This window comes from Streptomyces sp. NPDC059247 (assembly GCF_042754005.1).
Lineage (GTDB): Bacteria > Actinomycetota > Actinomycetes > Streptomycetales > Streptomycetaceae > Streptomyces.
Genome location: NZ_JBHYZW010000001.1, coordinates 836,948 through 862,813, shown reverse-complemented (window position 1 = coordinate 862,813; position 25,866 = coordinate 836,948). Strand labels below are relative to the sequence as shown.

At 74.6% G+C, this 25,866-nt stretch carries 21 protein-coding genes and 1 pseudogene; 5 read left to right on the top strand and 17 right to left on the bottom strand.

The annotated features are described in order from the left end of the window. Nucleotides 1-9 precede the first annotated feature (9 nt). From ACFXGN_RS03580 to ACFXGN_RS03560, 5 genes and pseudogenes are all read right to left on the bottom strand, one after another. Nucleotides 10-771: a PIG-L deacetylase family protein gene (locus ACFXGN_RS03580; RefSeq protein ID WP_384852871.1), complete on the bottom strand. Its 762-nt coding sequence runs from the start codon at nt 769-771 to the stop codon at nt 10-12. Further along, nucleotides 768-929: pseudogene (locus ACFXGN_RS03575) on the bottom strand (sugar isomerase); the annotation flags it as partial. The gene ACFXGN_RS03580 and the pseudogene ACFXGN_RS03575, both read right to left, overlap by 4 nt. Before the next feature lie 180 nt (nt 930-1,109). Further along, nucleotides 1,110-2,417, bottom strand: coding sequence for an alpha/beta fold hydrolase (locus ACFXGN_RS03570; RefSeq protein WP_384852869.1), 1,308 nt, complete (start codon nt 2,415-2,417; stop codon nt 1,110-1,112). Nucleotides 2,418-2,626: 209 nt separating this feature from the next. Then, nucleotides 2,627-3,727 (bottom strand): glycoside hydrolase family 5 protein, encoded by a 1,101-nt coding sequence (locus tag ACFXGN_RS03565; RefSeq protein WP_384852868.1) that lies wholly within the window; start codon nt 3,725-3,727, stop codon nt 2,627-2,629. Nucleotides 3,728-4,266: 539 nt separating this feature from the next. Further along, complete coding sequence (locus ACFXGN_RS03560) at nt 4,267-5,778, bottom strand: FAD-dependent monooxygenase (protein ID WP_384852865.1); 1,512 nt, start codon at nt 5,776-5,778, stop codon at nt 4,267-4,269. A gap of 795 nt (nt 5,779-6,573) precedes the next feature. Here ACFXGN_RS03560 and ACFXGN_RS03555 point away from each other — a divergent pair. Then, nucleotides 6,574-7,338 carry a TetR/AcrR family transcriptional regulator gene (locus ACFXGN_RS03555; RefSeq protein ID WP_384852862.1) on the top strand — a complete coding sequence of 255 codons (765 nt, stop codon included), beginning with the start codon at nt 6,574-6,576 and terminating at the stop codon, nt 7,336-7,338. Here ACFXGN_RS03555 and ACFXGN_RS03550 read toward each other — a convergent pair. From ACFXGN_RS03550 to ACFXGN_RS03525, 6 genes are all read right to left on the bottom strand, one after another. Continuing rightward, nucleotides 7,277-8,377 carry an ABC transporter substrate-binding protein gene (locus tag ACFXGN_RS03550; protein WP_384852859.1) on the bottom strand — a complete coding sequence of 367 codons (1,101 nt, stop codon included), beginning with the start codon at nt 8,375-8,377 and terminating at the stop codon, nt 7,277-7,279. The two genes, ACFXGN_RS03555 and ACFXGN_RS03550, sit on opposite strands and share 62 nt — an antisense overlap. Beyond that, the gene (locus ACFXGN_RS03545; RefSeq protein WP_384852857.1) at nt 8,374-9,048 is read right to left on the bottom strand and encodes an ABC transporter permease; all 675 of its coding nucleotides are present in this window, start codon (nt 9,046-9,048) and stop codon (nt 8,374-8,376) included. The genes ACFXGN_RS03550 and ACFXGN_RS03545 overlap by 4 nt, the downstream gene beginning before the upstream one ends. After that, nucleotides 9,045-9,728: an ABC transporter permease gene (locus tag ACFXGN_RS03540; protein ID WP_384852854.1), complete on the bottom strand. Its 684-nt coding sequence runs from the start codon at nt 9,726-9,728 to the stop codon at nt 9,045-9,047. The genes ACFXGN_RS03545 and ACFXGN_RS03540 overlap by 4 nt, the downstream gene beginning before the upstream one ends. Before the next feature lie 258 nt (nt 9,729-9,986). Continuing rightward, entirely contained in the window at nt 9,987-10,373 is a 387-nt protein-coding gene (locus tag ACFXGN_RS03535; protein WP_384852851.1) for a VOC family protein, read from the bottom strand. A 59-nt stretch (nt 10,374-10,432) separates the two neighbouring features. Next, nucleotides 10,433-11,263, bottom strand: a complete 831-nt coding sequence (nadE, locus tag ACFXGN_RS03530) for an ammonia-dependent NAD(+) synthetase (protein ID WP_384852848.1) — start codon at nt 11,261-11,263, stop codon at nt 10,433-10,435. A 1,149-nt stretch (nt 11,264-12,412) separates the two neighbouring features. Continuing rightward, nucleotides 12,413-14,137, bottom strand: coding sequence for a molybdopterin-dependent oxidoreductase (locus ACFXGN_RS03525; protein WP_384852846.1), 1,725 nt, complete (start codon nt 14,135-14,137; stop codon nt 12,413-12,415). A 327-nt stretch (nt 14,138-14,464) separates the two neighbouring features. Here ACFXGN_RS03525 and ACFXGN_RS03520 point away from each other — a divergent pair, with 327 nt between their 5' ends. Then, nucleotides 14,465-15,469 carry a MerR family transcriptional regulator gene (locus ACFXGN_RS03520; protein ID WP_384852845.1) on the top strand — a complete coding sequence of 335 codons (1,005 nt, stop codon included), beginning with the start codon at nt 14,465-14,467 and terminating at the stop codon, nt 15,467-15,469. 117 nt (nt 15,470-15,586) lie between these two features. Here ACFXGN_RS03520 and ACFXGN_RS03515 read toward each other — a convergent pair whose 3' ends face one another. The 3 genes from ACFXGN_RS03515 to ACFXGN_RS03505 all read right to left on the bottom strand — a co-directional run bounded on the left by ACFXGN_RS03515 (nt 15,587) and on the right by ACFXGN_RS03505 (nt 20,113). After that, entirely contained in the window at nt 15,587-16,960 is a 1,374-nt protein-coding gene (locus ACFXGN_RS03515; protein ID WP_384852842.1) for a cryptochrome/photolyase family protein, read from the bottom strand. Nucleotides 16,961-17,118: 158 nt separating this feature from the next. Further along, nucleotides 17,119-18,984 (bottom strand): SDR family oxidoreductase, encoded by a 1,866-nt coding sequence (locus tag ACFXGN_RS03510; RefSeq protein ID WP_384852839.1) that lies wholly within the window; start codon nt 18,982-18,984, stop codon nt 17,119-17,121. A 433-nt stretch (nt 18,985-19,417) separates the two neighbouring features. Continuing rightward, nucleotides 19,418-20,113, bottom strand: a complete 696-nt coding sequence (locus ACFXGN_RS03505; RefSeq protein WP_384852836.1) for an alpha/beta hydrolase — start codon at nt 20,111-20,113, stop codon at nt 19,418-19,420. A 150-nt stretch (nt 20,114-20,263) separates the two neighbouring features. On the opposite strand from ACFXGN_RS03505, the gene ACFXGN_RS03500 reads away from it, so the two are divergent. Further along, the gene (locus ACFXGN_RS03500) at nt 20,264-20,722 is read left to right on the top strand and encodes a Crp/Fnr family transcriptional regulator (RefSeq protein WP_384852833.1); all 459 of its coding nucleotides are present in this window, start codon (nt 20,264-20,266) and stop codon (nt 20,720-20,722) included. 139 nt (nt 20,723-20,861) lie between these two features. Here the strand turns inward: ACFXGN_RS03500 and ACFXGN_RS03495 are convergent, their stop codons facing one another. Continuing rightward, complete coding sequence (locus ACFXGN_RS03495) at nt 20,862-21,371, bottom strand: CGNR zinc finger domain-containing protein (RefSeq protein WP_384853123.1); 510 nt, start codon at nt 21,369-21,371, stop codon at nt 20,862-20,864. A gap of 234 nt (nt 21,372-21,605) precedes the next feature. Here ACFXGN_RS03495 and ACFXGN_RS03490 point away from each other — a divergent pair, with 234 nt between their 5' ends. Beyond that, a complete protein-coding gene (locus tag ACFXGN_RS03490; RefSeq protein WP_384852832.1) occupies nt 21,606-22,862 on the top strand; it encodes an MFS transporter in 1,257 nt (418 codons plus the stop codon). 151 nt (nt 22,863-23,013) lie between these two features. Further along, on the top strand, nt 23,014-23,526 hold the full coding sequence (locus tag ACFXGN_RS03485; RefSeq protein WP_384853120.1) for an SgcJ/EcaC family oxidoreductase: 513 nt from the start codon (nt 23,014-23,016) through the stop codon (nt 23,524-23,526). Here the strand turns inward: ACFXGN_RS03485 and ACFXGN_RS03480 are convergent. Both ACFXGN_RS03480 and ACFXGN_RS03475 read right to left on the bottom strand, forming a co-directional pair. Continuing rightward, on the bottom strand, nt 23,489-24,931 hold the full coding sequence (locus ACFXGN_RS03480; RefSeq protein WP_384852829.1) for a sensor histidine kinase: 1,443 nt from the start codon (nt 24,929-24,931) through the stop codon (nt 23,489-23,491). The genes ACFXGN_RS03485 and ACFXGN_RS03480 overlap by 38 nt on opposite strands. Continuing rightward, nucleotides 24,928-25,776, bottom strand: a complete 849-nt coding sequence (locus tag ACFXGN_RS03475) for a response regulator transcription factor (RefSeq protein WP_384852827.1) — start codon at nt 25,774-25,776, stop codon at nt 24,928-24,930. Before ACFXGN_RS03475 ends, ACFXGN_RS03480 begins: the two co-directional genes overlap by 4 nt. Between the last annotated feature and the right edge of the window lie 90 nt (nt 25,777-25,866).

Genomic DNA, 25,866 nt, shown 5'->3' with positions numbered 1-25,866 from the left:
GCCGGTCCTTCAGCGGGTGAAGAGCTCGAAGGTGACCGCGGGCCGGCCGCCGAAGCGGTCGGCGGCGCGGGCCGTCGTGGCCGTGAGGAACGACCGGACGTACTCCTCCGGGTCCTCGTCCGTGAGGGCCTCGATGTAGGTGCGGTGGCAGAGCAGCGAGCGGACGGCGCGCTCCAGGCCCGGGGTCGCGTCGACGGCGTGCGTGGGACGGTTCGACCCGGCGACGGCGACCCACCGGACCCCGTCCCAGGGGGTCAGGCCCCGGTCGGCGAGTTCGGGGAAGATCCAGCGGTTGCCCGCGTCGGCCGCCGCGTCGAGCACGGCGCGGCCCACGGCCCGGTGGTCCGGGGTGTTCCAGGGGGCGCCGGGGCCCTCGCCCCAGGTGTCCCGGTGGTTGAGGGTCACCACGAGGTCGGGGCGGTGGCGGCGGATCGCCGCCGCGATGTCCCGGCGCAGCGCGGGCCCGTACTCGATCACCCCGTCGCGGTGGTCGAGGAACTCGACCGCGTCCACGCCGACGGCGGCGGCGCTCGCCCGCTGCTCGCGTTCCCGCAGGGGTCCGCAGACGTCCGGTGCGAGGGTGTCGATCCCCGCTTCCCCCCGGGTGGCGAGGACGTACCCGACCTCCTTCCCGGCGTCCGTCCAGGCGGCGACGGCCGCGGAGCAGCCGTACTCCAGGTCGTCGGGGTGGGCGACGACGGCGAGCGCGCGGGCCCAGTCGCCGGGCAGCTCCGCGAGGTCGGTGACCCCGGTGTCCTCGGTTGCGGTCATGACCGCAGGATACGAGCCGCCTCCGCGGCTGTCGGGCGGAACCCTCCGGAGAGGATCACCGACCGGGAGACGTTCCGGGGCCGGTCGGGATTGAGCCCCCGGCGGTCCGCGAGGGCCACCGCGAGCCGCTGGACGCGTACGAGCGCGGCGACCGGGTCGATCGCGTCGGCGGCGAACAGGTCCGCGCGGGCCCCGGTCGGAGTCGTACCGCCGTCCGGCCGGAGCCCGCCATGCGCAAGTCGGTGCCGGTGCTTGGACTTTCGCGGACCGCCGGGGGCCCGGACCGGGGCGCGGACCCGCCGTCGAGGCGCGTACGGGCCTCGTTCCGGGAGGTTCCGTCAGAGCTCGTCGCGGGAGAGGGCGAGCAGCCGGTCCAGGACGCGGGGGCCGCCCGCCCGCAGGCCGTCGTGCTCGAACTCGTCCGTCACCCAGGTGCGCAGACCGCGTACGGCGCGGGCGGTCTCCAGCGAGTGGGCGGTGTCCACGTACATGTCGTCGTGGTAGACGGCCGCGGCGACCGGGACCTCGTTGGCGGCGAGCCGCTCGGGGTCGTACAGCGGGGCCCAGTCGGCGCGGGCGGCGAGCAGTTCGGCCGTCTCGCGCAGCGGGGCCAGAGCGGGGTCGGTGGTGAAGTGCCAGGGGTGGACGCTCTCTCCGGTGAAGAACGGCGTCCGCCCCTCGGCGAGCGCGGCGCGGGCGTCGAACTCGGGGTGCTCGGCGCGGACGCGTTCGGCGGCCCAGTCGGTGGGCCCCCGCCCCTGGGCGTAGATGGCCTCGTGCAGCACCGCGTAGAGGGGGTGGCCCGCGAACGACAGCTGGGCCTGGATCTGTTCCAGGAAGGCGTCGGCGAGCCGGGGGCCGCCGGGGGTGGGGACGAACGCGCCTTCGAGGAGCAGATGGAGCTGGTGGGTGCCTTCGCCGGAGCCGAGGAGGATGCCGAGGGACTGGAACGCCTCGGGGGTGAGGGTTCCGCCGCCGGGGAGGGTGACCTCGTGTTCCAGGAGGTGGGTGAGGATCGCGCGGGTCCGTTCGGCGTCCTGCGGGTACCGGGTGAAGTGGGCCTCGTTCTTGCGCAGGATCCGGGGGGCGGCGGCGCGGTAGACCTCGTCGGCGGTGGCGTGCAGGGAGGGCAGGCCGCCGGTGACGACGACCCGTTCCAGGCCCTCGGGGGCGGTGGAGAGGTAGTGGGTGGCGCAGAAGCCGCCGAAGCTCTGGCCGAGGACGGTCCAGGGGGCGCCGCCGGTGAGCCTGCGGCGGATCAGTTCGCAGTCCCGCACGATCGAGTCGGCGCGGAAGTGCGCCAGGTAGGCGGCCTGTTCGGCCGGGGTGCCGCGCAGCGGCAGGGTCTGCCGGTTGGCGGGGGTGGAGCGGCCGGTGCCGCGCTGGTCGAGCAGGAGGACGCGGAACTCCTCGACGGCCCTGCCGAGCCAGGCCTGCGGGCCGATGAAGCGGCGGGCACCGAAGCCGGGGCCGCCCTCCAGGTAGACCAGCCAGGGGAGGCCCTCGCGGTCCGCTCCGGCGCGTCCGCTCGCGACGACCTCGCGGCCGAAGACCTCGATCCGCTCCCGGTCGGGGCGGTCGTGGTCGAGGGGGACGGGGAAACGGTGGTCGGTGAGGACGAGTCCCGGCTGCCGGTAGGTGGTCACGCTGTCGATGCTCCTCTTCGGTACGCCCCCGCGAGGACAGTTGATCACACCGCGGGGGCGTACCGGGGCCGGACCGGGACGGCCGGGTCGGGGGTCCGGTCGGAGGCCCGGTGCCGGGGCCTCCCGGCCGGACGGCGGGGAGGCCGGTCAGGAGGCCGGGGCGCCCGCCGGTGGGCAGGCGCCCCGGCCGAGAGGGGCGGGCGGGCCGGTCAGGAGGTGGGGAAGTCGTCCGCCGTCCTGATCCGGTCGCGGATCCAGACCCCGGCGGGCTTGAGGGATCCGGTGCCGGTCCAGGGGCCGTTCCGGTCGCAGGTGCCGGTCTTGAAGACCGCTCCGGTGCGCCCGTCGTCGGAGAAGTTCCAGTTGACCCAGCTGATCTTCTTGGCGGCCATCAGGTCCAGGTACTTCTGCGACATGGTGAAGTCGTCGCTGCCCTCGCCCGCGTAGTTCTGGGTGCCGAACTCGGTGACGAAGACCGGCAGCTTGTCGGCGGCGCGGGAGAGGGTCTGCAGGTACTCGTCCCGGTGCGAGTACGCGTAGAAGTGGAAGGTGTACATGATGTTGGTGGCGTTCACCGGCTTGGACACGACCTCCGACTCGGTGGCCCCCTCCGAGACGCCGAACGAGGACCACGCGCGCGTGCCGACGAGGACCGGCGCGTTGGGGTCCTTGGCCCGGATGACCGGGATGAGCTGCTCGGCATAGCTCTTGATCTTGGACCAGGAGACGCCGCTGGGCTCGTTGGCGATCTCGTAGAGCAGGTTGGTCTTGTTCTTGTGCCGGTTGGCGATCTCCGTGAAGAAGGTCTTCGCGCGGGAGAGGTTGTAGTTCGGGTCGCCCGGGTCGAGCATGTGCCAGTCGACGATCACGTACATGCCGCGCGCGGTGGCCTGCTCGATGAGCGAGTGGGCGAGGTCGGTGTACTTGCGCGGGTCGGTCTCGTAGCCGTCCTCCTGGACGTACGTGGAGACGCGCAGGACGTCGGCCTTCCAGTCGCCCGCGAGGGCGTCCAGGGAGCCGCCGGTCAGACACTGGCTGTACCACTGGGTGCCGTGCGAGGACATCCCGCGCAGCTGGATCGGCTTGCTGTACTGGTTGCAGAGCTTGGTGCCGCAGACCTTGAGCCGCCCGTTGATCGAGGCGGGGGTGGCGGCGCGGGCGGGGGCGGGGGCGGCCTGCGGGGTGGTGGGGGCGGGGGCGGCGTTCACGGCCGAGGGGGCGGCGGCGAGGCCGAGGAGCAGGGCGCCGAGCGCGGTGCCCGCGAGGCCGAGGCGACGGGCGGTGGGTCGTACGGATCGTGCCGAAGTCATGGGGATCTCCACGGAACGACGAACGAGGGACGCGGACCCGGATCGGGCCCACAGGATTGGAAGGAAACCTTCCTAACGGATGGATAGCAGGGTTCTGGAGCACCCCGCAAGAGTCAGAACAGGAGACGTGGTTCAGCGGGTTGACCCATATGGGTGAGCACAGCGGGCCTTGAGGGGGCGTTATGCCGCTTGACATCCGTTACGGGACGGGCGCGGGGCGCCGAGTCCACCGAGCCGCGAGGTGGGCTCCCGGATCCCTGGTCCACCAGCGCCTCCTTGACCGTGCCGGTCCGCTCGGCGACCTTGTTCAGCGGGCCGATCCCGCTCGCGTTCTCGCGCGCGTACGCCTTCTCTCGCGTGCGCCTTCTATACGGTGATCACCGGTTCCTCGCGAGCGGAACCGGGGAGCGGGGATCGGGCATCGGGATGAACCGCGCCCGAACGCGACATGCCCCGCACCGCCGGTCCCCCTCCACGGCGCCTTCGGGAAGGGGCGCGCCCACGCCGGGGCGAATCCCACCCGTGCCGGGGGAGGCGAGTCACGCCGGGGCCAACGCCCTGGCCGTAGTGGCGAAGGCGGCGATGCGATCGACCGTGATGATGTCGGCGATGTATCCGTCCGGCCGGATCAGGATCAGGCCGTCGGTGGTGCCGTAGAGGTCGGTCATCTTGCCGGTGGTGTCGATGACGGCGTCGCCGGGGCCGTCGTGGTCGCGGACGTGGTGGCGGTGGAGCGCGGCGCCGCCGGTGGGCCAGGCCAGGTAGGGAAGCGCCGTGGCGGCGTCGGCGCCGAAGGCCAGGAGGGTGAAGTGCGGGCCCTGGTACAGGTCGAAGAGGCGCCGCTCCGCGCCGGGTCCGGCGCAGGGCGCGTCAGGCGCCCGATCGCCTGCGGCCAGGGTCCTGGTGGCCGGGGCCCCAGCGGGTGCCAGGGGGCCGCCGCGATAGGACAGCGAGAGCTGCCGCTCCTCGTCGCCGCGTCGGAGACCGGCGAGGCGGTGCCGGTGGAGGTCTCGGTAGAGCTCGCTGGATCTGCCGAGGACGCGTGCGGCGATCGGCCGCCGCTCGGCCTCGTAGGTGTCGAGGAGCGCGTCGGGTGCGCCCGCGATGACCTGGCCGAGTTTCCAGCCCAGGTTGTACGCGTCCTGCACGCCGGTGTTGAGTCCTTGCGCGCCGGCCGGGGTGTGGACGTGGGCGGCGTCGCCCGCGAGGAGGACGCGGCCGGTGCGGTAGCGCTCCACGAGCCGGACGTTGGGCCGGAAGACCGAGGTCCAGGTGATGTCCCGCAGCCGCAGACCGGTGAGCGCGCGGAACCGGGCGGCGAGTGCGTCGTGGTCGAGGTCCGGCGTCTCGTCCGGTCCCAGCTTGATCATGATCTGGAACTGGTCGGAGCGGGGCAGCGGACAGGCCCCGACGGACGTGCCGTGCGTGCGCGGCCATATGTGCCAACGGTCGCGGGACAGGTGGTCGACGGTGCCGTCGACGAGGAGCGTGCGGTCGGAGTCGTCGGTCTCCCCCGCGAAGCGCAGTCCGGCGCGGGTGCGCACGGTGCTCGCGCCCCCGTCGGCGCCCACCAGGTAGGCGCTGCGGATCTTCTCGCCGGAGGCCAGCGTCGACGTCACGCCGTCGGCGTCCTGCTCGAAGGATTCCAGCGCGGTGCCGAATTCGACGCGCAGGCCGAGGCGGACGAGGAGGCGGTGCAGGATGGCGTCGGTGCGATGCTGCGGCAGCAGCAGGATGTCGGGGTACGGCACGTCGGGGGTGCGCCGGTTCCTCCGCTGCATCCTCCACGGCGCGGTGAGCGGTCCGAGGTGCAGACCGGCGAGCGGGTAGGGACCGCCTTCCGCGTGTGCCTCGTGCAGCACCCCGAGGTCTTCGAGGACTTCCTGGGTCCGGGGCTGAAGGCCCTTGGCCCGGGATCCCGTGAAGGCGTGCGGCGCCTTGTCGACGAGGCGGACGCGCAGGCCCCGCCGGAGCAGGTCGGCCGCCAGGGTGGAGCCGGTCGGGCCCGCTCCGGCGATGAGGACGTCGATGTCGTGGCGTTGTCCGGTCATGTGGATCGGTCTCCGGTGATCTCAGGGAAGAAGGCGGTGAGGAGCTGTGCGGTGCCGCGTCTTCGAACGGGACCGTGCGGCCACGGCGGCCGAGGACGCGGCGGGCGCCCGGCGTGAACGTCCTCAGGACGATGCCGAGTCGACCGACGAGGGCGGCCCGGTCGCGACCGCGCTCCTGGGGAGAACAGGGCGTGGATCGAGCCGTGGAACCGGTAGGGCTCCTCGACGATCCGGGGCAGCCGTTCGGTGTCCTGGGACGAGCGCACGTCGCGCCCCGTACGGCCGCCGAGCAGTCGTCGGCCCAGGAGCCGGACGTCCGGCGGTACGAGCGCTGGACGCCTCGGGACGAGTCCGGCGGGACCGGTCAGGGGCAGCGGCAGCGGTCCCATCACCCGCTTCCGGGTAGTGCGGCCCATCCGGCTTCCGGGTGGTGCGGCCCCTGCCGATGGGGCCGCCCATTTTCATCGACGCGGTCTGCCATGCCCACCACCCCCTTAATGGCTACGGTGTACCCGAAAATAATTTCGGGTACACCGTAGCCATTTTTTGCGGCGCGGTCCACACGAGACCCCCCGATGCCCGGGCGACGCCGCGGGCTTCCGTCGGGCATCCGCCCCACGCGCGCGCCTCGCCCCCGCCGAGCGGGAGTGGGGCTCGCGCGTCCGGCGCCGTCCATGGCACTCCGGCGGTGGCGCGATGGCACTGGACCGGCAGGAAGTAACGTGGCTACGGCATGACCGAAATGCTGTGCGCGCAGAGCGGCACCCCCATCGCCCGACAGGAAGGCTCCCGGACATGACCGCCGCCACCCCGGACACTCCCGAGGCCGCGCCCGCACCGGGCAGCCCGGCTTGGTGGGCCGATCGCCCCGGCCCGCGCACCGCACCCCGCCGTGGCCGTCCCGCTCTGGACACCGACCACATCATCGCCACGGCCCTGCGCCTCGTCGACGAGCACGGCGCCCCGGCCTTCTCCTTGCGTACGCTCGCCGACGCCCTCGGCTCCGGCACCGCCACCCTCTACCGCCATTTCGCCGGCAAGGACGAGATCCTGGCCCACCTCGTCGACCGCGTCCTGGGGGAGACCGACCTGAGCGACCTCGATGCCCTCACCACCTGGCAGGAAGTGCTCACCGCCATGGCGCACCGCTTCTATGACGCCCTGCGCCACCACCCCCACATCGTCCCCCTGTTCATGGCCCAGGTCCCCGTCGGCCCCAACGGGCTCGCCCAGCGCGAACGCGTCCTGCACGCCCTCCTGGCCCACGGAGTGCCCGTCGGCCTCGCCGCCCGGGCGTTCGCCGCCGTCGGCCACTACGTCATCGGCTTCGCCGCCCAGCAGCACGGCCCCGCAGCCGCGTCCCCCGACACCGCCCCCCAGCTCGCGGCCTTCTACCGGCAGCTGGACCCCGCCACGTACCCGGCCATCACGCGGGCGGCCACCGCCCTCACCTCCGTACCGCTCGTCGAAGAGTTCCGCTTCGGCCTCGGCCTCCTCGTCACCGGCCTTGAACGCCACACCCCTCACACCGGCAAGGACCCGGCGGGGAGCAGGGCCTGACGGGGAATCCGGTACCAGTGGGCCCAGGCGCCCGACGCCCTCCGAGGAGTCCCTCGGCCCTCAGATAGGCGCGGGCCACGTCCTCCGGGAGGCGCCGCCAGCCGTCCACCTGTTCGTTGAGGCGCGCCAGGTCCGTCGTGGTCAGGACGGTGTTGAGGCGGGCGAGCGCGTGGGTGATCCCCGGCCCCCCGGCACGGGCCCGGTTGACGACGGGGACCACGTAGTCGGCGTTCTGCAGCCGTTTGTCGTCGGCGAGCAGCACGAGCCCGAACGTGTCGAGCGTGGCGTCGGTCGTCGTGGTCAGCACCATCTGGTCCTGGCCGTTCTGGACCGCCTGCTTGGCCGGGGTGGTGCCGACGCCCTTCGGATCGACGGCGGTCACGTCGATCCCGTACACCCTGCGCAGCCCCGGGGCGCAGTACGGCCGGACGACGCACTCGTCGCCCGCCGCGAGCCGTACGGGCAGACCGCTGGCGCCCAGGTCGCTGAGGGTCTTCAGCCGGTGCTCGGCGGCGAAGGCGGCGGTCACCGCGAAGGCGTTCTGGTCGACCGCCCGGCCCGGGTCGAGCACGGTGAGGCCGCGTGGAGCGGCGAGCGCGCGGAGCGCGGTCATGGTGGTGGCCAGGTCCGGCGAGCCGACGGTCGGCGCGTCCGGTCCGTGGGTCTTGGCGTTCAGCCAGTCGGCGAAGGTCGCCGCGTACTCCGGCACGACGTCGATCTGACCGCTTTCGAGCGCCGGTTCGTACAGCTCGCGGTTGGAGACGGAGAGGATCTTCGTACGGTATCCGGCGTCCTGGAGCAGCAGGGCGTACAGCTGTGCGAGCACATCGCTCTCGGTGAATCCGGCCGAGCCCACGGTCAGCCGGTGGCTGTCCCCCGGCGGGGCCGTCACCGCGCCCCGGTTCTCCAGGGAGGGCCCGGTTCCGCAGCCCGCGAGGACGAGCGCGAGGAGCGTGCCGAGGGCGACGCGAGGACGGGGGCGGCGGCGCGGCCCCGGGAGCGCGCGCCGGTACGTCCTCCGGCGTGCGCGCCGGATCATGTGCCGCCCTCCCGCGCCCCGCCGGGGGCGAGCCGCTGGACGCCTTCGAACAGGCCCTCCACGAGCAGGGCGAGCACCGCGACGAGGACGGCACCGGCGACGACCTGCGGGGTGGAGGCGAGGTTGAACCCGGCGGTGATGATCCGGCCGAGCCCGCCGCCACCCGCCAGGGCGGCGACGGTGGCGGTGGCGACCAGTTGCACGGCGGCGATCCGGACCCCGGTGAGGACCAGGGGCAGCGCGAGCGGCAGCTCGACCCGGGCGAGGGTCTGGGCGCCGGTCATGCCCATGCCCCGGGCGGCCCGTACGACGTCCGCGTCGACGCCCCGCGTTCCCACGTACGCGTTGGTGAGCAGCGGCGGCACGGCGAACAGGACGAGGGCGATGATCGTCGGCCAGTCCCCGTACGCCCCGATCGGGCTGAGCAGGAGGAGGACGAGCACCGCGAAGGTGGGCACGGCGCGGCCCATGTTGGAGAGGTTCACGGCGAGCGCCCCGCCCTTGCCGAGGTGGCCGAGGACCAGGGCGACGGGCAGCGCGATCACGCAGCTGACCACCAGGCAGACGCCGGTGAGGAAGAGGTGCTCGCCGAGCCGGTGCCAGACGCCGTTCTCGCCGGACCAGTGCGTGGAGGTGGTGAGCCAGGACCAGGTGTCGGCGAGGGTCTTCATCCGCTCCTCCCCTGCCGGGTCCAGGGGGTGAGCAGCCGTTGCGCGCCGAGGAGGAGCAGATCGGCGGCGACGGCGATGAGGACGCAGAGGACGGAGGCGGTGAGGACCTGTGCCTTGAAGTAGGTGTTCATCCCGGACCAGATCAGGTTGCCGAGACCGCCGTGGCCGACGATCGCGCCGATGGTGACGAGCGAGACGGCGGAGACGGTGGCGATCCGGAGCCCGGCCATCGCTGCGGGCAGCGCGAGCGGCAGTTCGACGGCGAGCAGCAGCCGGAGCCGTCCGTGTCCGAGGCCGAGCGCGGCCTGCCGGGTCTCCTCGGGCACGGCCCTGAGCCCGGCGAGGAGGTTGCGGACGAGGAGGGTGAGCGAGTAGAGGACGAGCCCGGCGACGACCAGTGTGGCGGAGAGCCCGTAGACCGGCAGGAGCAGCGAGAACAGCGCGAGGGCCGGGATCGTGTAGAGGAGGGTCGTGATCCCGAGGACGGGTCCCGCGATCCTGTTCCAGCGGCGGGCCGCGAGCGCGAGGGGCACCGCGATCAGCAGCCCGAGCGCGACGGAGACGAAGGTCAGCTGTACGTGCTCGACGACGGCGTCGGCCAGGATCTCGCGCCGGGTGGAGAGATAGGCGCCGCAGATCCAGTCGTTGCGGGCGAGACAGTCGTCGGGCGGCGCGGTCACCTTCCCATTCGAGGCGGTACGGGTGCGGGGCGCGCGGGGAGGGGTCCGTTCGGGTGGAGGGCGGCGCGCCGGGCGGGCGCGGGGATCTCCGGGCGAGCTGTTCGGGCGGGGACGTCCACACCACGGGTGGGGACGTCACCGCCACGGAAACGGACCTGATGCACCGGGTGCGGTGTCGGGCCCTCGTGACCGGGGCCGTGCGGGCCGGCGGGCCCCGGTCGGCTGTCGGCTGTCGGCTGTCGGCTGTCGGGAACCCGGTCAGTCGTTCTGGAGGACCGCCAGGACGTTGCCCGCCGGGTCCTTGAACCAGGCGATGGCCGGGCCGCCGCCACCTCGTACGACGCCCTTCGCGTCGGCCTCGAAGACGGGGTAGCGCTCCAGGGTCACCCCGCGCGCGATCAGTCCGTCGACGGCCCGGTCGATGTCGTCGACCTCGAAGTTCAGGACCGTGAAGGTGGCGGGCACGTGGTCGTCCTTGGGGTAGGCGAGGATCCGGGCGCCGCCCGCGAGGGTGAGGAAGAGCATCCGTGCCTCCCCCTCGCCCCGCACCTCCGCCGTCAGGCCGAGGGTGTCGCCGTAGAAGCGCCGGGCCGCGTCGAGGTCGTCGACCGAGAAGCCGCTGAACGCCGGAGTTGCGCCGAACATGACGTGCTCCCTTCCGGGGGCCCGTCGTACGGCCCCCTTCCAGGATCGGCCCGGAACGCTCAGGGAGCGATCGGCAGCCGCCGCTTGTGCTCGGTCAGCCGGTAGCGGCGGACGATCGACTCGAACGCCCGTTCGGCGACCGGCTTCCCCTCCAGGAAGTCGTCGATGTCGTCGTACGTGACACCGAGCGCGTCCTCGTCGGGCTTGCCCGGGTCCAGCGTCTCCAGGTCGGCGGTAGGCACCTTCCACACCAGTTCGGTCGGGGCGCCCAGCTCGGCGGCGATCGCCCGGACGCGCCGCTTGGTCAGTCCGGTGAGCGGGACGACGTCGGCGGCGCCGTCGCCGAACTTGGTGAAGAAGCCGGAGACGGCCTCGGCCGCGTGGTCGGTGCCGACGACGAGCCCGTCACGGGCGCCCGCCACCGCGTACTGGGCGATCATCCGCTGCCGGGCCTTGATGTTGCCCTGCACGAAGTCCTGGTGGTGGGCGTCCCGGAAGGTCACGCCACCGGCCAGGCAGGCCGCCAGGGCGGCGTCGCTCGCCGCCTTCACGTCCACGGTGAGGACCTCGTCGGCGCGGATGAAGCCCAGGGCGTTCTGCGCGTCGCCCTCGTCCGCCTGGACGCCGTACGGCAGGCGCATCGCGGAGAAGGTGGCGTCGTGCCCGGCGGCACGGGCGCGCTCGACGGCGAGCTGGCAGAGCCGCCCGGCGGTCGTGGAGTCGACGCCACCGCTGATCCCGAGGACCAGGGAGCGCAGCCCCGTGGAGGTGAGCCGCTCGGTGAGGAAGGCCACCCGGCGCTCGATCTCCGCCTTCGGGTCGAAGGTCTCGGACACCTGGAGGTCCCGGGCGATCTGCTGCTGGAGGGCGATGGACGCCGGGTCGGTCACGGGAGGTCTCCTCGTCGGGGCGGCCGGTCGGGGGCGGTCGGTCGGGGGCGGTCGGGCCCGTTCGGGTCCGGGTGACGACTCTACGCACCGGGGCCACGGCTCGTCTCCTCGCCCCGGACCGCCCGTGCGCGCCCCCGGGGTCGGCTCCCGTGCTGGTCAGGGGACCGGTGGCCGGTTCCACGGCCGGGCGCGCCGCCGGGGCGGCGGTCGCTCATCCCCCGCCGGGGCCGCCTTCCGGGGCTCAGCCGGGCCGGGGCCCGCGCAGGGCGCGGTCGAGGCCGTCCGGTGGGGGGCCGGTGAGGGCACGGCCGACGTTCTTCTCGTGGGCGGGCTCGCCGAGGGGCGCGCGGCCGGTAGCCGGTGTGCCGCGCCGGGGGCGGCCGGTGGAGCGCCGGTACGCCTCCCCCGTGCCGGAGGCGTCGGCCGCGCGCCCGCCGTCGCCGGACGCGGCGAGGGCCGGGGAGAGGGGGCCGTGGTGGGGGGCCGTGGTGGGGGGCCGTGGTGGGGGGCCGTGGTGGGGATGTCGGGGCCGGGGACGGCACCGGGGCTCGCGCCGAGGCAACGGCCCTTCGAGCGTGGCGCACGCGTGCTCGGCGGCGCCGACCAGGTCGCCCTCCAGGAGTCCGGTGCGGGTGAGGCGGTGCTCCAGGGCGGTGCGGGTCCGGTGCCCGTCCAGTTCCTCGCGCCGGGCGCGCGGGGCGAGGGCCTCCTCGCGTGCCTCGGCGACCCGGCCGAGACCGGTGAGGACGAAGACCCGGACGAGGAGGCGGTCGCCGTCGGGGCGACCGAGGCCGGTCCACCGGGCGCCGTCGGGACAGCGTGCGTTGTCGGGGCGGCGTACGGCGTCGGAGCGGGGTACGGCGGACGGCGTCGGGGCGGCGTGCGGCGGACCGGTGCGCGGCGCGCGGGGGCGAACCGGGTCTTCCCGACTCCCCCGACACCGGCCACGGTGACCAGAGACGGTGCTCCGTCGACGCGGCGGAGACGTCCTCCGGGTTCGCCCTCCGGTTCCGCGCTCCGGTTTCCGTGCTCCGGTTCCGTACGACGTCCCCCGGACCCGGGTTTCTCGTCCGGCGGATGCCCACGCACGGCGGCTGCGGTCTCCCCCATGCGGACGGCGGACGGCGAACGGCGGACGGCACCCGCAGGTCACGCGGCTTCGACCGTGACGGCCACGGAGTGCCAGCCCTGCGCCCCGTCGGGCATGGTGTCGGTCCGCTGTTCCGGCTGGGTGGTGCCGGTCCCGTCGGTGGCGCGCACGGTGAGGGTGTGCTGTCCGGGCGTGGCCGTCCAGGGGAGGACCCACTGTCGCCAGGTGTCTCGGCTGTCCTCGGCGGCGAGCCGGGCGTCCCGCCAGGGGCCGTCGTCGACGCGGACCTGGACCCGGCTGATGCCCCGGTGCTGGGCCCAGGCGACCCCGGCGACCGCGACGGTGCCCGCGCGGGGCCGGGCGAAGGGGCGCGGGGTGTCGATGCGGGACTCGGTCTTGACCGGCGCCCGCGCGGACCAGCCGCGCGGCACCCAGTAGGCGTCGTAGGCGGCGAAGGTGGTGAGTTCGACGGACTCGATCCACTTGCAGGCGGAGACGTAGCCGTAGAGCCCGGGGACGATCATGCGGACGGGGAAGCCGTGGGCGAAGGGCAGGGGTTCGCCGTTCATCCCGAAGGCGAGGAGCGCGTCACGGCCGTCCATGACGGTCTCGACGGGCGTGCCGATGGTCATGCCGTCGACGGAACGGGCGACGAGCTGATCGGCGGGCCCGCCCTCGGAGGGGGGCCGGACACCGGCCTCCCTGAGCAGGTCGGCGAGGGAGACGCCGAGCCAGCGGGCGTTGCCGACGTACGGGCCGCCGACCTCGTTGGAGACACAGGCCAGGGTGATGTCCCGTTCGATCGTCCGACGTGCCGCCAGTTCCCTGAGTGTGAAGGTGACTTCTTCGGGCACGCCGTCGCCGTGGACGCGGAGCCGCCAGGTGTCGGCGTCGACCCGGGGTACGACGAGGGCGGTGTCGACGCGGTAGAAGTCCCGGTTCGGGGTGAGGAAGGGGCTGATGCCGGGGACGCGGAGCCGGGCTCCGGCGGGTACGGGCGGCGCGGGGGAAGCGGGGCGGGGCAGGCGCAGGGCTTCGCGGGAGGCGACGGCGTTCTCCTGTACGGGGCTGCCGATCGCGCGGGCGACCGCGGCGGCGCCGGTGGCGAGGAGCCCGGCCGAGGCGGCGACGAGGAGGAAGCCCCGGCGGTCCGCGCGGACGTCCGGGCCGGGGCCCGTGGCCCCGGTGCCGCCCTGGGCGGTGCCCGTCGTCCCGCCGGAGCCTTCCCCGCCGGGGCCCGTGCTCTCACCAGAGCCCTTGTTCTCGTCGGGGCCCGTGCTCCCGCCGGTTGCGGCCGGTTCGCGGGTGGCGGTCGAGGCTCCCGCCGGGAGGCGTCGGGCCAGGGCGTACAGCAGGAGGGCTCCGGCGGCGGCGCCGACGAGCGAGGGGACGGCGTCGGTCAGGGACCGCGAGTCGGGGCGGGTGACGGCGGCAACCGCACCGAGGACGCCGAAGGCACCGACCGCCACCGCGCCGACGAGCCGGTGGCGCGACGCGAGGAGCCCCACGGCGGCGGCGAGCACACCGAGGACGGCGAGGATGCCGAGCTGGAGGACTGTCTTGTCGTTCTCTCCGAACGCGCGGATCGCCCAGTCCTTGACGGTCGCCGGGGTCCGGTCGATCAGGGTGCCGCCCACGGCGATCACGGGACCGGCCTCGGGCCGCACCCAGAAGGAGGCGAGGTCCGCGACGGCGAGGGAGACGTACCCGGAGACGAGGCCGCCGACCGCCGCCAGGAGCCGGTCCGTGCGGGTGGGCTCGCGCCGGGGCTGTGAAAGGGTCATGCCTCTCCATTCGGCATCCACGGCCTTCCGGCCGGGCCCTTTCACCCGGAAGACGGACGGAACGCGGGGCCGTCGCGGGGCGGGGTCCCGGCGGCGGGGCGCCCCCCGATTCCCGCGTCCCGGGCCCGCTGGCTCCCGGGGCGGCGGTCCCGTGATCCGTGGACGGCGCCGGGCCGGTGCGCGGGACCCTGGGAACACGGGCGGGCCCGGGAACGGCGGGGTCGCGGCACGACTGGGCGGACGGACCCGAGCACGCGGTCCGAGTGACCGTCCGGGGCGCGGCGGACGTACGGCGAGCGGGCCTCGGAAGCGGCGTACCGTGGCACCATGTCCACACCCGCACCCGGTCTCACCAGCGGCGCGGTGGCCCGTAGCCTCGGCGTCGCTCCCACCACCCTGCGCTCCTGGGACCGGCGTTACGGCATCGGTCCCGTCTCCCGGGAGAACGGCAGGCACCGGCGGTGGACGCCGGACGACGTCGCCGTCGTCCGGGAGATGTGCCGTCTGACCGCCTCGGGGGTCCCGCCCGCCGAGGCCGCGCGCGCCGCCCTGCAGGGCGCCTCCGCGTCCGCCGATGGGCACGCGCCTCCGCCCGCCCGCCCCACGCCCGTGTCCGCCGGGCCGGTGGAGGACGCGCCGCCGGGCGGGGACGTCCTGCGGGAACGCCGGGGTCTCGGGCGGGCGGCCGTCCGGCTCGACTCACGGGCGCTGGACGCGCTCCTGGAGTCCGCGATCGCGCGGCACGGTCTCGTCACCGCCTGGGAGGAGGTCGTGGCGCCCGCCCTGCACGCGGCGGGCCGGAGCTGGGAGACCTCCGGCGACCGTTACGTGGAGGTGGAGCACCTGCTGTCCTGGCACGTGTCGACGGCGCTGCGCCGGATGGCGCCCCGGGGGCCCGGTGGCCCGCTCCCGGCCGCCGCGCCGCACGTCCTGCTCGCCTGCGTGCCGAACGAGCAGCACACGCTCCCGCTGGAGGCGCTGGCCGCCGGTCTCGCCGAACTCGGGCTCCCGGCAAGGATGTTCGGTGCGGCCGTGCCGCCCGAGGCGCTCGACAGGGCGGTACGGAGGACGGGTCCCGCCGCCGTCGTGCTGTGGGCGCAGGCCCGGTCGACGGCGAACCATCCGCTGGCCCGGCACGTCGCGGGCACCTCGTGGGGCGTCAGGGGTGCCCGCTCCCGGACGACGGTCCTGCTCGCGGGCCCCGGCTGGGCGGGCCAGCCGCCGGGGCCCGGCATGTTGCGTCCCGGCGGACTGCGGGAGGCGCTGGCCGCGCTCAGGGGCCTGTGCGGCCCCGGGCCCGCGCCGGAGGAGGGGCCCGCCACGGCGGGGTGACGCGCGGGCGGTCGAGCGGACACGGCTCCCCGTGCCCGCCCCCGCGCTCTCCTCTCCCCCGTGCCCGGAGCGCGCGTGCTCGCCCGGTCCGGGGCCCGTGTCCGTACGCCTCCGGTCTCAGTCCAGGTCCCGGGCGCGGCGGAAGCGGGCCAGGCCCTCGGAGAGTTCGACGACCGGGTCGGGGTAGGCGTACCGGGCGCGCTCCAGACCGGGCACCTTCCACGGCTCGTGGACGGCGGGGCCTTCGAGGCCCGCGAGTTCCGGCACCCAGCGGCGTACGTACGTGCCGTCGGGGTCGTAACGCCTGCCCTGGAGCACCGGGTTGAGCACCCGGTTGGGGCGGCTGTCGGTGCCCGTGCCCGCCATCCACTGCCAGTTGAGCTGGTTGTTGGCGATGTCGCCGTCCACCAGGAGTTCCATGAAGTGCCGGGCGCCCGCTCGCCAGTCGACGTACAGCGTCTTGGTGAGGAACGAGGCGACGAGGAGCCGTCCCCGGTTGTGCATCCAGCCCTCGTGGGCGAGTTGGCGCATGGCGGCGTCCACGACGGGATAGCCGGTGCGGCCCTCGCGCCAGGCCAGGAGGTCGGCCTCCGCCTCCTTCCCGTGGCGCCAATCGTCGTTCCGGGTGCGGTAGTCGGCGGTGGAGGCGTCCGGGCGGGCCGCGAGCACCTGGTGGTGGAAGTCGCGCCAGCACAACTGGCGGACGAACGCCTCGGCGCCCGTGCCGCCCCGGGACCTGGCCCGGTGGACGGCCTCGGCCGCCGAGACGGCTCCGAAGTGCAGGAACGGCGAGAGCCGCGAGGTGGCGTCGCCCGGGAGGTCGTCGTGGCGTTCCTCGTAGGCGTCGGCGTCCCGGCCGAGCCAGGCGGCGAGGCGCCGACGGCCCTCCTTCTCGCCCCCGGCGGCCAGGCCCGGCGAGAGGGACCCGGCGTCCTTCCGGGCGGGCAGGTCCTCCGAGCCGAGGTCCTCGGGCACCTGGACCCGGCGCGGTGCGGCGAGCGGTTCGCGCAGCCGCTCGCGCGACCAGCGGCCGAAGTAGGGCGTGAAGACGGCGTAGTGGTCCGATCCCACCGGGGTGACGGCGCCCGCCGGCAGCGCGGTGACGACGCCGTCGTGGACGTACAGCCTGCGTCCGTCCGCCTCCAGCGCCCGGCGCAGCCGGTCCTCCCGGCGGCGCGCGAACGCGCTGTGTCCGGCCGCCATGTGCACGTCGTCGGCGTCGGTCTCGCGGACGACCGCGCCGACCTCGGCCACGGGGTCCCCCGAGCGCACCACGAGCCGTCCGCCGCGCTCGCGCAGTCCGGCGTCGAGGTCCGCGAGGCAGTCGGCGAGGAACGCGCGCCGGTTCGGCGAGGCCGGACCGGCGCGGTCCACCGCCGGGTCGCGGACGAAGAGGGGGACGACCGGGTTGCCCCGGCCGAGGGCCGCGCGCAGGGGTGGATGGTCGTGGACGCGCAGGTCCGAGGTGTAGAGGACGACCGAGACGTTCATGGCGGGGCTCCTGGGGTCACCGGCGGGCCGTGGTGCGCGCGGACCGCCGGTGGTCGCGTTCTGCATGTCGCCGGGCATTCCCGGCGCGGGGCCCGGCCGGATGCGGGTGGAGGGGGTGACCGCTGCCGGGTTACGGCGTCCGGGGGCCGGGGCCGGGGTCAGCCCGGCGCGCCCTCCCCGGGCGGGGCCGTCCGTGGGGCCCGCGTGCCCTCCCCGGGCCGGGCCGTCCGTGGGGCCCGCGTGCCTTCGCCGGGTCCGGCCGACCGTGGGGCCTGCGCCGTCCCTGCCGTCCCTGCCGTCCCCGCCGTCTCTGCTTCCCCTGTCACCCCCGCCATCTCCGCTGTCCCTGCCGTCCCTGCCACCCCTGTCCTCTCTGCTCCCCCTGCGGTCTCCGGCGTCCTCGCCGTCTCCGGCGTCTCCGCCGTCTCCGCCGTGCGCGCGATCTTGCGGGCCATCCCGCCGAACACCACCGCGTGGAACGGCGACACGCTCCACCAGTAGGCCTGGCCCGCCAGGCCGTGCGGGTGGAACAGGGCCCGCTGCCGGTAGCGGGACCGGCCGTCGCCGTCCTGTTCCACGTACATCTCCAGCCACGCGAGTCCCGGGAGTCGCATCTCGGCACGCAGCCGCAGCAGTCGGCCGCGTTCGATCTCCTCCACGCGCCAGAAGTCCAGCGAGTCGCCCACCCGCAGGCGGGTGGCGTCGCGGCGGCCCCTGCGCAGCCCGACGCCGCCGACGAGCCGGTCGAGCCAGCCGCGTACCGCCCAGGCGAGCGGGAAGGAGTACCAGCCGTTCTCCCCGCCGATTCCCTCGACGACCCGCCACAGGGCCTCCGGCGGCGCGGCGACGGCCCGTTCCCGGACGTCGGTGTAGAGGCTGCCGCCCGCCCAGTCGGGGTCGGTGGGCAGCGGGTCGCTCGGCGCGCCCGGCACGGAGGCGGAGGACCAGCGGGTGCTGATCCGGGCCTCGCGGACGCGGCGGAGGGCGAGGTCGAGGGCGGTGTCGAAGGGGAGCGGGGTGCCCGGCGGGTCGGGCACGAGGGCGGCGATGTCGTGCTCGTCGCAGACGACCTCGTACCTCAGCGACTCCGCGAGGGGGCGGGCGATGGACCGGGGCACGGGGGTGACCAGGCCGATCCAGTGGCTGGACAGGCGCGGGGTCAGCACGGGGACGGGGACGATGAGCCGCCGGGGCAGTCCGGCGACGGCGGCGTACCGGCGCATCATCCCGAGGTAGGTGAGGACGTCGGGCCCTCCGATGTCGAAGGCGCGGCTGACCTCCGGGGGCATGTCCGCGCTGCCGACGAGGTAGCGCAGGACGTCCCGGACGGCGATCGGCTGGATGCGGGTGCGCACCCAGCTCGGGGTGACCATCACGGGGAGGCGTTCGGTGAGGTAGCGGAGCATCTCGAAGGACGCGGAGCCGGACCCGATGATGACGGCGGCGCGGAGCACGGTGGTGGGCACGCCGGAGCGCAGCAGGATCTGTCCGACCTCGGCGCGCGAGCGCAGGTGCGGGGAGAGGGCGTGGTCGGGCACACCGCGCGGAGTGAGGCCGCCGAGGTAGACGATGCGGCGGACCCCGGCGGCGCGGCTCCGGTCGGCGAAGGTGCGGGCCGCGAGCCGGTCGGTGCGTTCGAAGCCGGGACCGCCGCCGAGGGCGTGCACCAGGTAGTAGGCGACGTCGACATCGCGGAGTGCCGGGTCGAGGGACGGTCCGTCGGTGACGTCCCCCCGGACGATCTCCACGTCTCCGGCCCAGGGGTGGTCCCGGAGTTTCGCGGGGGTGCGGGCCAGGCAGCGGACCCGGTATCCGGCCGCGAGGAGTTCGGGGACCAGGCGTCCGCCGATGTAGCCGCTGGCGCCGGTGACGAGGCACAGCGGCGCCGGGGCCGTCCGGCCGCCGGGGCGCGTACCGCGCGTGTCCGCACTGTGCGTGTCGTGCGTGTGCGTGTCGTCCGTGTCCGTGCCGTGCGTGTCCTTGTCGTGCCTGCCGTGGGTGTCCGTGCCGGGCTCGTCCGTCATGGGCTGCTCCGTTCCGCTGCCGGGCCGTCCTGCTCCCGCGCCGTACGGGGCCGGGCGCTCCCCGCCGTACGGGACCCCTCGGACTCCCCCACCGTACGGACCCGTCGGACCCGCCCGCCGTACGGGGCTCCTCCGTGGGTTCTCCCGGTAGCTCTTCCGCCACGGGGGCGGTCGCGGATGCGGAACCGGTCCCTCCCTCCGTACGGGGTGTGGGGAGAGGGCGAGCGGCAGCGGCAGCGGCACGGCTCCGGTCACGGCGGCACGGCGGACGCGGTCCGGCTGCTCAGGAACGCTCCGGGGTGCTCGGGGCTCGGCGGTCCGCGCCCCGCACCCGGTGTTCGGTGCCCCGCCGCGTCCGGACGTCCTGATCGCCCGGACGGGTGAGGGGGCCGGTGCGCGAGCGGGCCCGTGGCCTGCTCGCGCACCGGTTCCGTCAGCCTCCGGTCTCGCGGACGGCCAGCTCGATCAGGTCGGTGACCTCGACGGGCCGGGAGGCCAGGGAGGCGTGGCTGGCGTCGAGTTCGATGGTCTTGCGCGGGTTCATGCGCGCGGCCATGCGGCGCTCGTTGTCCGGGTGGATCATGTGGTCCTGGGTGGAGACCTGGTAGTAGGTCGGCTTGACCTTCCAGGCGGGGGCGGTGATGTTGTCGCCGAAGGTGGAGGCCAGCGGCGCCTTCTGGGTGACGGCCATGACCAGGGTCTCCGCCTCGCCCAGGTCCTGGGCGAAGCTCTCGCGGAAGGCCTCCTGCTTGATCCACAGGTAGCCGTCGGAGTCGGGGACGAGGTTGTCGAAGGCCGCGGGCGGGTGCTCCTGGCTGATCTGTCCCGGGCTCTCCCCCGCGTCGGGGGCGAAGGCGGCGATGTAGACGAGGCCGGTCACGTTCGGGAGGTCGCCCGCCTCGGTGATGACGGCGCCGCCGTACGAGTGGCCGACGAGGATCACGGGGCCGTCCACCTGGCGGACCATCTTCCGGGTGCGCTCGGCGTCCTCGGCGAGGGAGGTCAGCGGGTTCTCGACGGCGTGGAGCCCGTGGTGTCCGCGCCGGTGGAGTTCGCCGATGACGTGGCCCCAGTGGGCGGCGCCGCCCCAGAAGCCGTGTACGAGGACGATGGAGGGCTTGTCTGCCATGGTTCCCTACCGATCTGAGAAGAAGTGGCCCCCTGTTCCCGCCCGTACCCCCGTCGTCACGCTACGCGCGCGGCGGCGGGCCCGCACGCGGGCCGGGGCTGCCTGGCGGACACTGGGGGTGGAGAGCCGACCGCGCGAGGAGGGTCCGCCATGAGCAGTGCCGCACCCAAGGTCAGCACGTTGCCGCCGGAGCACCGGGAGCGTCTGATGGCCTTCGCCGAGGACGTGTACTTCGAGTCCGGTCACCGGCTCTTCGAGGAGCAGGGGTACGCCGACCGGTTCTGGATCGTGAAGACGGGCGCGGTGACGCTCGACGCGAAGGTGCCGGGCCGCACCGCCCCGGTGATCGAGACGCTGCGCCACGGCGAGCTGGTGGGCCTCTCGTGGCTGTTCCCGCCGTTCCTGAGCCAGTCGGGGGCGGAGGCGATGACTCCGGTGCGGGCGCACGAGTTCGACGCCCCCGCCGTCCGCTCGATGTGCCGTTCGGACACGGAGTTCGGCGCGGCGGTGATGTTCTGGGTGGGGTCGATCCTCGCGCACCGGCTCCATGTGACCCGGGTGCGGCTCCTCGATCTGTACGCGCCGCACGGGAGCGGGATGCTCGCCTGAGGGCGGCGGGACGGCCGGTCCTCGTGGGGCGGCCGGGCCCGACGGGCCCGACGGGATCGGCGGGATCGGCGGGATCGGCGTCCGGCAGCCCCGGCGAGGCCCGGCGTCGGCAGCTCCGGCGAGGCCCTGCGAGGTCGTCCTACGCGGCGCCGGAGGGCCGCCCGGTGGAGCGGGCGCGGCGGTGGGCGGCGACGCGTTCGCGCGTCGCGCACCGGCGGGAGCAGTAGCGGCGCTCCGGGCCGCTGCCCCGGGCGATGAAGACGTCCTGGCAGGCGGGCGAGGCGCAGATCCTGCCGGGCGGGCGCTGGCGGTCCCAGACGAGCACGGCCAGGGCCGTGCAGGAGGAGGCGAGGAACCACTCGTCCCAGGGCGCGTCGTCGTCGTGGTCGAGGTGGGGGTGCCAGGGGGTGCCGCCACCGTGCGAGGTCAGACGGAGCCGTCCCGTGTGGTTCCGCAGCAGGCGGTTGAGGACGGCGGCGGCGTCCTCGGTGCGCTCGGCGGCGAAGACCTCCCGCAGCAGGGCGGCGGCCTCGCGCATCGCGCCGACGTCCCGGACCGTGAGGTCCACCGGGTCCGGCTCCCCGTGGGCCCGGAGCGTCCCGGCGACCACGGACGGATCGGGATCCTCGTCGGCGAGGGCGTTGATCAGGGCGGCGGTGCGCCGGGCGGTGGCGAGGACGGAATGCCGGGTGGACCAGTCGTCACCGCCGTCGCCGGGGGCACCACGGCCACTGCCGCTCTCGGCGCCTCCGGGGTCCCCATGAGTGCCGGGAGCGCTGCCGCTGTCGGTACCGCCGGGGTCTCTGTGATCGCTGGGGAGGGACACGGAGCCGAATGTAACGCATCTTGCTGACTTTTGAGTTACCTCCGTAACGTCTCGCGCATGGCAGAACGTCACGTGCTCCCCCGCTACTTCGCCGGGGCGGTCGCGGCCCGTACCGGGGACGAGATGTCGGGACCGGCGCTGATGCTGGCGGGATTCGCCCTGGCCGGATCGGCCGCCGACGCGTCCGCGCTGCTCGCGGGCATCACCGTCTCCGCGGCCCTCGGGGGTCCGGTGCTCGGGGTGCTCCTCGACCGGGCGGAACGGCCGGGCCGGATGCTGGCCGGGGCCCTCCTCCTCTACGCGACGGGCCTGGGGGCCGTTCTCCTGGGCCTCGGCCGGTGGCCGTTCGCCGTCAGCGTGCTGGTCGCGGGGGTCACGGGCCTGCTGGGTCCGGCCCTCTCGGGCGGCTGGACGGCCCAGCTCCCGCGTGTGGTGCCGGACGCCCGTCTCCCCCGGGCGAACGCGCTCGACGCCATGACGTTCGGCGTGGCGGCGCTGGCCGGACCGGCGCTCGCCGGGGGCGTGGCCGAAGCCCTGGGGGCCTCGGCGGCGGTGGTGGTGTCCGTGGCGCTCATCGCCCTGGCGCTGCCCGCCGCGTGGCTGCTGCCCGCCCGCCCCGCCCCGCCGCCGTCCGGGGACCAGATCCCCTGCGAGAACACGTCCCGGCGGCACCGGTCGTCCTCGGTGGTCGGCGACCTCCTCGCCGGAGCGCGGATCGTCGCCGGGAGGCCCGCCCTGGCGAGGGCGACCCTCACCTCGGTCGTCTGCTGCGTCGCCCAGGGAGTGCTGATGGCGTGCGTCCCGCTCCTGGGCGAGCGGGTCCTCGGCGGGGCCGGTCAGGGCGCGGTGCTGCTCTCCTGCGCGGCGGTCTCCGCGCTGGTGGCCGATGCCGTGCTCGCCCGGTCGCCCCGGGCGGTCTCCCCCGACACGCTCCTGTGGTCCGGCGCCCTCGTCCAGGCCGCCGCCCTGGGCCTGGCCTCGGCCTCCCAGGGACGGCCGGTCGTGCTCGTCGCGGCCGTCCTCCTGCTGGGGACCGGCGAAGGACCGCAGCTGGCCGCCCTGTTCGCGGTCCGCCACCGGGAGGCCCCCGAGCGCCTGCGGAGCCAGATCTTCACCACCGGCGCCAGTCTGAAGATCACCGGATTCGCCCTCGGGGCGGCGGCGGGCGGACCGCTCGCGGGCTGGTCCCTCTCCGGCGCCCTGGCACTCGCGTCCGGTACGGCGGCCCTCGCGGCACTGGTCTTCTTCGTGGTCCCGACGGCCGTCGCCGCACCGGCCGGGAGGGACGCGAGGCCGGAACGACCCCACCGGTGACCCGCCCGGTTCCGGGGCGCGGGCAGGTTCTTCCCTTTCTCTGTACGGGAGTTGTACGGGCGTTGTACGAGGGCTGTACGGGGCGCGGCGAAAGTGGCTGCACGCCGACGCAACGGCGCTCGGCACACTCCATCCGATGCAGGAGCCCCCCATGAAGCCCATGTCCCGTACCCGCGCCGCCCTCGCCGGCGGTCTCGCCGTCGTGGCGCTCGGCACCCTCACCGCCGGGGTCGGCGTCGCCCAGGCGGGCGAGAAGGACGACCGGCGCGTCAAGGTCACCGAGCGGGAGATCGCCGGTCTCTTCGACGGCTGGAACGCGGCCCTGCGGTCCGGCGACCCGGAGCGGGTCACCGACCGGTACGCCAAGGACGCCGTCCTCCTGCCGACCGCCTCCCCGCGCATCCGCACCAACCACGCCGAGATCACCGACTACTTCGAGCACTTCCTGCTGAAGAAGCCCCGTGGCGAGAAGATCCGCTCGGTGATCACGGTCCTGGACCAGAACTCCGCCCTGGACGCCGGTCTGTACCGCTTCCACCTCACCGACCCGGCGACCGGTGTCACCAAGCCGGTCGAGGCCCGCTACACGTACATGTACGAGAAGCGCGGCGGCGAGTGGCTGATAGTCAACCACCACTCCTCGGTGCTGCCGGCCGAGGGCTGATCCACCGGGGCTGTCCCTCGGCCACCGGCCGCAGCCCGATCCGTACGCACAGTCCGCCGCCGGGCGCGTCCCGGAGGGCCACCCCACCGCCGTCGTCGGTGACGAGCTGCTTGACGATGGCGAGCCCGAGCCCCGAGCCCGAACGGCCGGTCAGTCCCTGACCGCGCCAGAACCGGTCGAAGGCACGGGCCTGCTCGGCGGCGGACATGCCGGGCCCCTGGTCGAGCACTTCGAGGACCGCCTCCTCGGGGCCGCCCGCCTCCAGGCGTACGGTGATCGTCCCCTGGTCCGGGGAGACCTCCAGGGCGTTGGAGAGCACGTTGTCCAGGACCTGGTCGAGGTTGCCGGGTCCGGCGAGGACCCGCAGTCGCGCGTCGGCGTCGCCGGTCAGGACGATGGTCACCCCCCGTTCGTCGGCGGCTGGCCGCCAGACGCTCAGCCGCTGCTCGACGAGTTCGCGCAGGGCGAGCGGCTCGGGCGCGGACACCTTGGCCTCGGCCCGCGCGAGCACGAGGAGCCCGCTGACCAGACGGCTCATCCGGACCACCTCGGCGGTCGCCTGGTCCACGTCCTCACGGACGAACTCGTCGTCCACGCCGTCCGCGATGTTGTCCAGGGAGAGCCGCAGCGCGGTCAGCGGGGTACGCAGCTGGTGGGAGGCGTCCGCGACGAAGATGCGCTGCGAGGCAACGAGCGTGTCGAGCCGCTCGGCCCCCTGGTTGAGGGTCCGGGCCAGGGTCTGTGTCTCCCGCGGTCCCGTCACCGGCGAGCGGGCCGTGAGGTCGCCGTCGCCGAAGCGGCTGGCCATGTCGTTGAGCTGGCGCAGCGGCTTGGTGAGCAGCCGGGCCACGATCGCGCCGAGTCCCGCCGCGACCGCGAGGACCCCGACCGCGAGGATCGCGCGGAACCCCCAGATCTTCCAGAGCCGGTCGGTCAGATCGGCGGTCTCGTACCGGACGCGCACGGCGCCGACGATCCGGTCCTCCCGTCCGGCGGCCTCCCCCCGCGCGTACACGGGTACGGTGACCACCAGTTGAGGTCCCCACACGATGCTCGAACCCCAGTCGACGGTGGTCCTGCCGTGCGCGAGGGCCGCGTCGAAGGCCGCGTCGCCCGGGTGTTCCGGCAGCGGGAGCGGGGGCATGGAGCTGCGGCCGTCGGCGGCGACCACCTCGACCAGACCGGGGGTCTCGTCTCCGTACGCCGCCGCCATCCGGGCCAGCGCCTGCCGGGCGGGCGCGTCGCCGTCGCCGAGCAGCAGCGCCATGGTCGTGGCCTCACGGCGTACGGACTCCTCGGTGTCGCCGCGCAGTTGGGCCGTGAGGGTGAGGGCGACGGGCACGGTGAAGGCGGCCAGGGCGACCGCGACCAGTGCCACGTAACTGACGATCAGACGCTTGATCACGGGCGGTCGGACACCTCGGGGGCACCGGACGCGCCGGACCGGCCGGGCCGGTCAGGCCGGTCCGCCGGGGCGGTCGCTTCAGTCGGGCCGGTCGCTTCGGTCGGCCCCCCTGACCCTGCTGACCCCACTGGTCCCGTCGTCCCCGGCCCGTCCGGTTCACCCGGTTCACCCGGTTCACCCGGCTCTCCGACGACCAGGCGGAAGCCGACGCCGCGCACCGCCTCGATGGTCACCGCCCCGGCCAGCTTGCGGCGCAGTCCGGCCACGTGCACGTCCAGGGTCTTGGTCGGCCCGAACCAGTTGGCGTCCCAGACCGCCTCCATGATCTGCTCCCGGGACATCAGCGCGCCCGGCTCCTCGGTGAGGAAGGACAGCAGGTCGTACTCCTTGGGCGTCAGGGCGACCTCGGCGCCGTCGAGCCGGACCCGCGCCGCCTTGCGGTCCACGCTCAGCCGGGCGCCATACCACTGGGGTCCCGAGGGCCGGTCCGCCGGTCGGACCCGTCGCATCACGGCCCGGATGCGGGCGATCACCTCGCGCACCCCGAAGGGTTTGGACACGTAGTCGTCGGCCCCTATCTCCAGGCCCACCACCCGGTCCGTCTCGTCGCTGCGGGCGCTGATCACGATGATGGGGACGTCACCGCGCCTCCGCAGCGCCCGGCACACGTCGAGCCCGTCGGTGTCGGGCAGGCCGAGATCGAGCAGGACGAGGTCGTACGGCGCGGTGACGGCGAGCCCCGCCGCCCCCGTGGTGACCCATTCCACCTCGAACCCGTAACGCAAAAGTCCGCGCCGCAGGGACTCGGCCACCGGCTCGTCGTCTTCCACCAGAAGTACACGCACGGGGAAACCCTAGTTCGAGTTCCGCCCACTCGAACCCACTCTTCCGGTCCCCCCGCACCGGGGCCACCGGCCGGACCCCGGCGTACGGCT

Coding starts and splice junctions, on each gene's coding strand:
- ACFXGN_RS03580 (WP_384852871.1), bottom strand. CDS start 771: ATGACCGCAACCGAGGACACCGGGGTCACCGACCTCGCGGAGCTGCCC.
- ACFXGN_RS03520 (WP_384852845.1), top strand. CDS start 14,465: ATGTCCACACCCGCACCCGGTCTCACCAGCGGCGCGGTGGCCCGTAGC.
- ACFXGN_RS03550 (WP_384852859.1), bottom strand. CDS start 8,377: ATGATCCGGCGCGCACGCCGGAGGACGTACCGGCGCGCGCTCCCGGGG.
- ACFXGN_RS03545 (WP_384852857.1), bottom strand. CDS start 9,048: ATGAAGACCCTCGCCGACACCTGGTCCTGGCTCACCACCTCCACGCAC.
- ACFXGN_RS03565 (WP_384852868.1), bottom strand. CDS start 3,727: ATGACTTCGGCACGATCCGTACGACCCACCGCCCGTCGCCTCGGCCTC.
- ACFXGN_RS03490 (WP_384852832.1), top strand. CDS start 21,606: ATGGCAGAACGTCACGTGCTCCCCCGCTACTTCGCCGGGGCGGTCGCG.
- ACFXGN_RS03535 (WP_384852851.1), bottom strand. CDS start 10,373: ATGTTCGGCGCAACTCCGGCGTTCAGCGGCTTCTCGGTCGACGACCTC.
- ACFXGN_RS03525 (WP_384852846.1), bottom strand. CDS start 14,137: ATGACCCTTTCACAGCCCCGGCGCGAGCCCACCCGCACGGACCGGCTC.
- ACFXGN_RS03505 (WP_384852836.1), bottom strand. CDS start 20,113: ATGGCAGACAAGCCCTCCATCGTCCTCGTACACGGCTTCTGGGGCGGC.
- ACFXGN_RS03485 (WP_384853120.1), top strand. CDS start 23,014: ATGAAGCCCATGTCCCGTACCCGCGCCGCCCTCGCCGGCGGTCTCGCC.
- ACFXGN_RS03555 (WP_384852862.1), top strand. CDS start 6,574: ATGACCGCCGCCACCCCGGACACTCCCGAGGCCGCGCCCGCACCGGGC.
- ACFXGN_RS03560 (WP_384852865.1), bottom strand. CDS start 5,778: ATGACCGGACAACGCCACGACATCGACGTCCTCATCGCCGGAGCGGGC.
- ACFXGN_RS03515 (WP_384852842.1), bottom strand. CDS start 16,960: ATGAACGTCTCGGTCGTCCTCTACACCTCGGACCTGCGCGTCCACGAC.
- ACFXGN_RS03500 (WP_384852833.1), top strand. CDS start 20,264: ATGAGCAGTGCCGCACCCAAGGTCAGCACGTTGCCGCCGGAGCACCGG.
- ACFXGN_RS03510 (WP_384852839.1), bottom strand. CDS start 18,984: ATGACGGACGAGCCCGGCACGGACACCCACGGCAGGCACGACAAGGAC.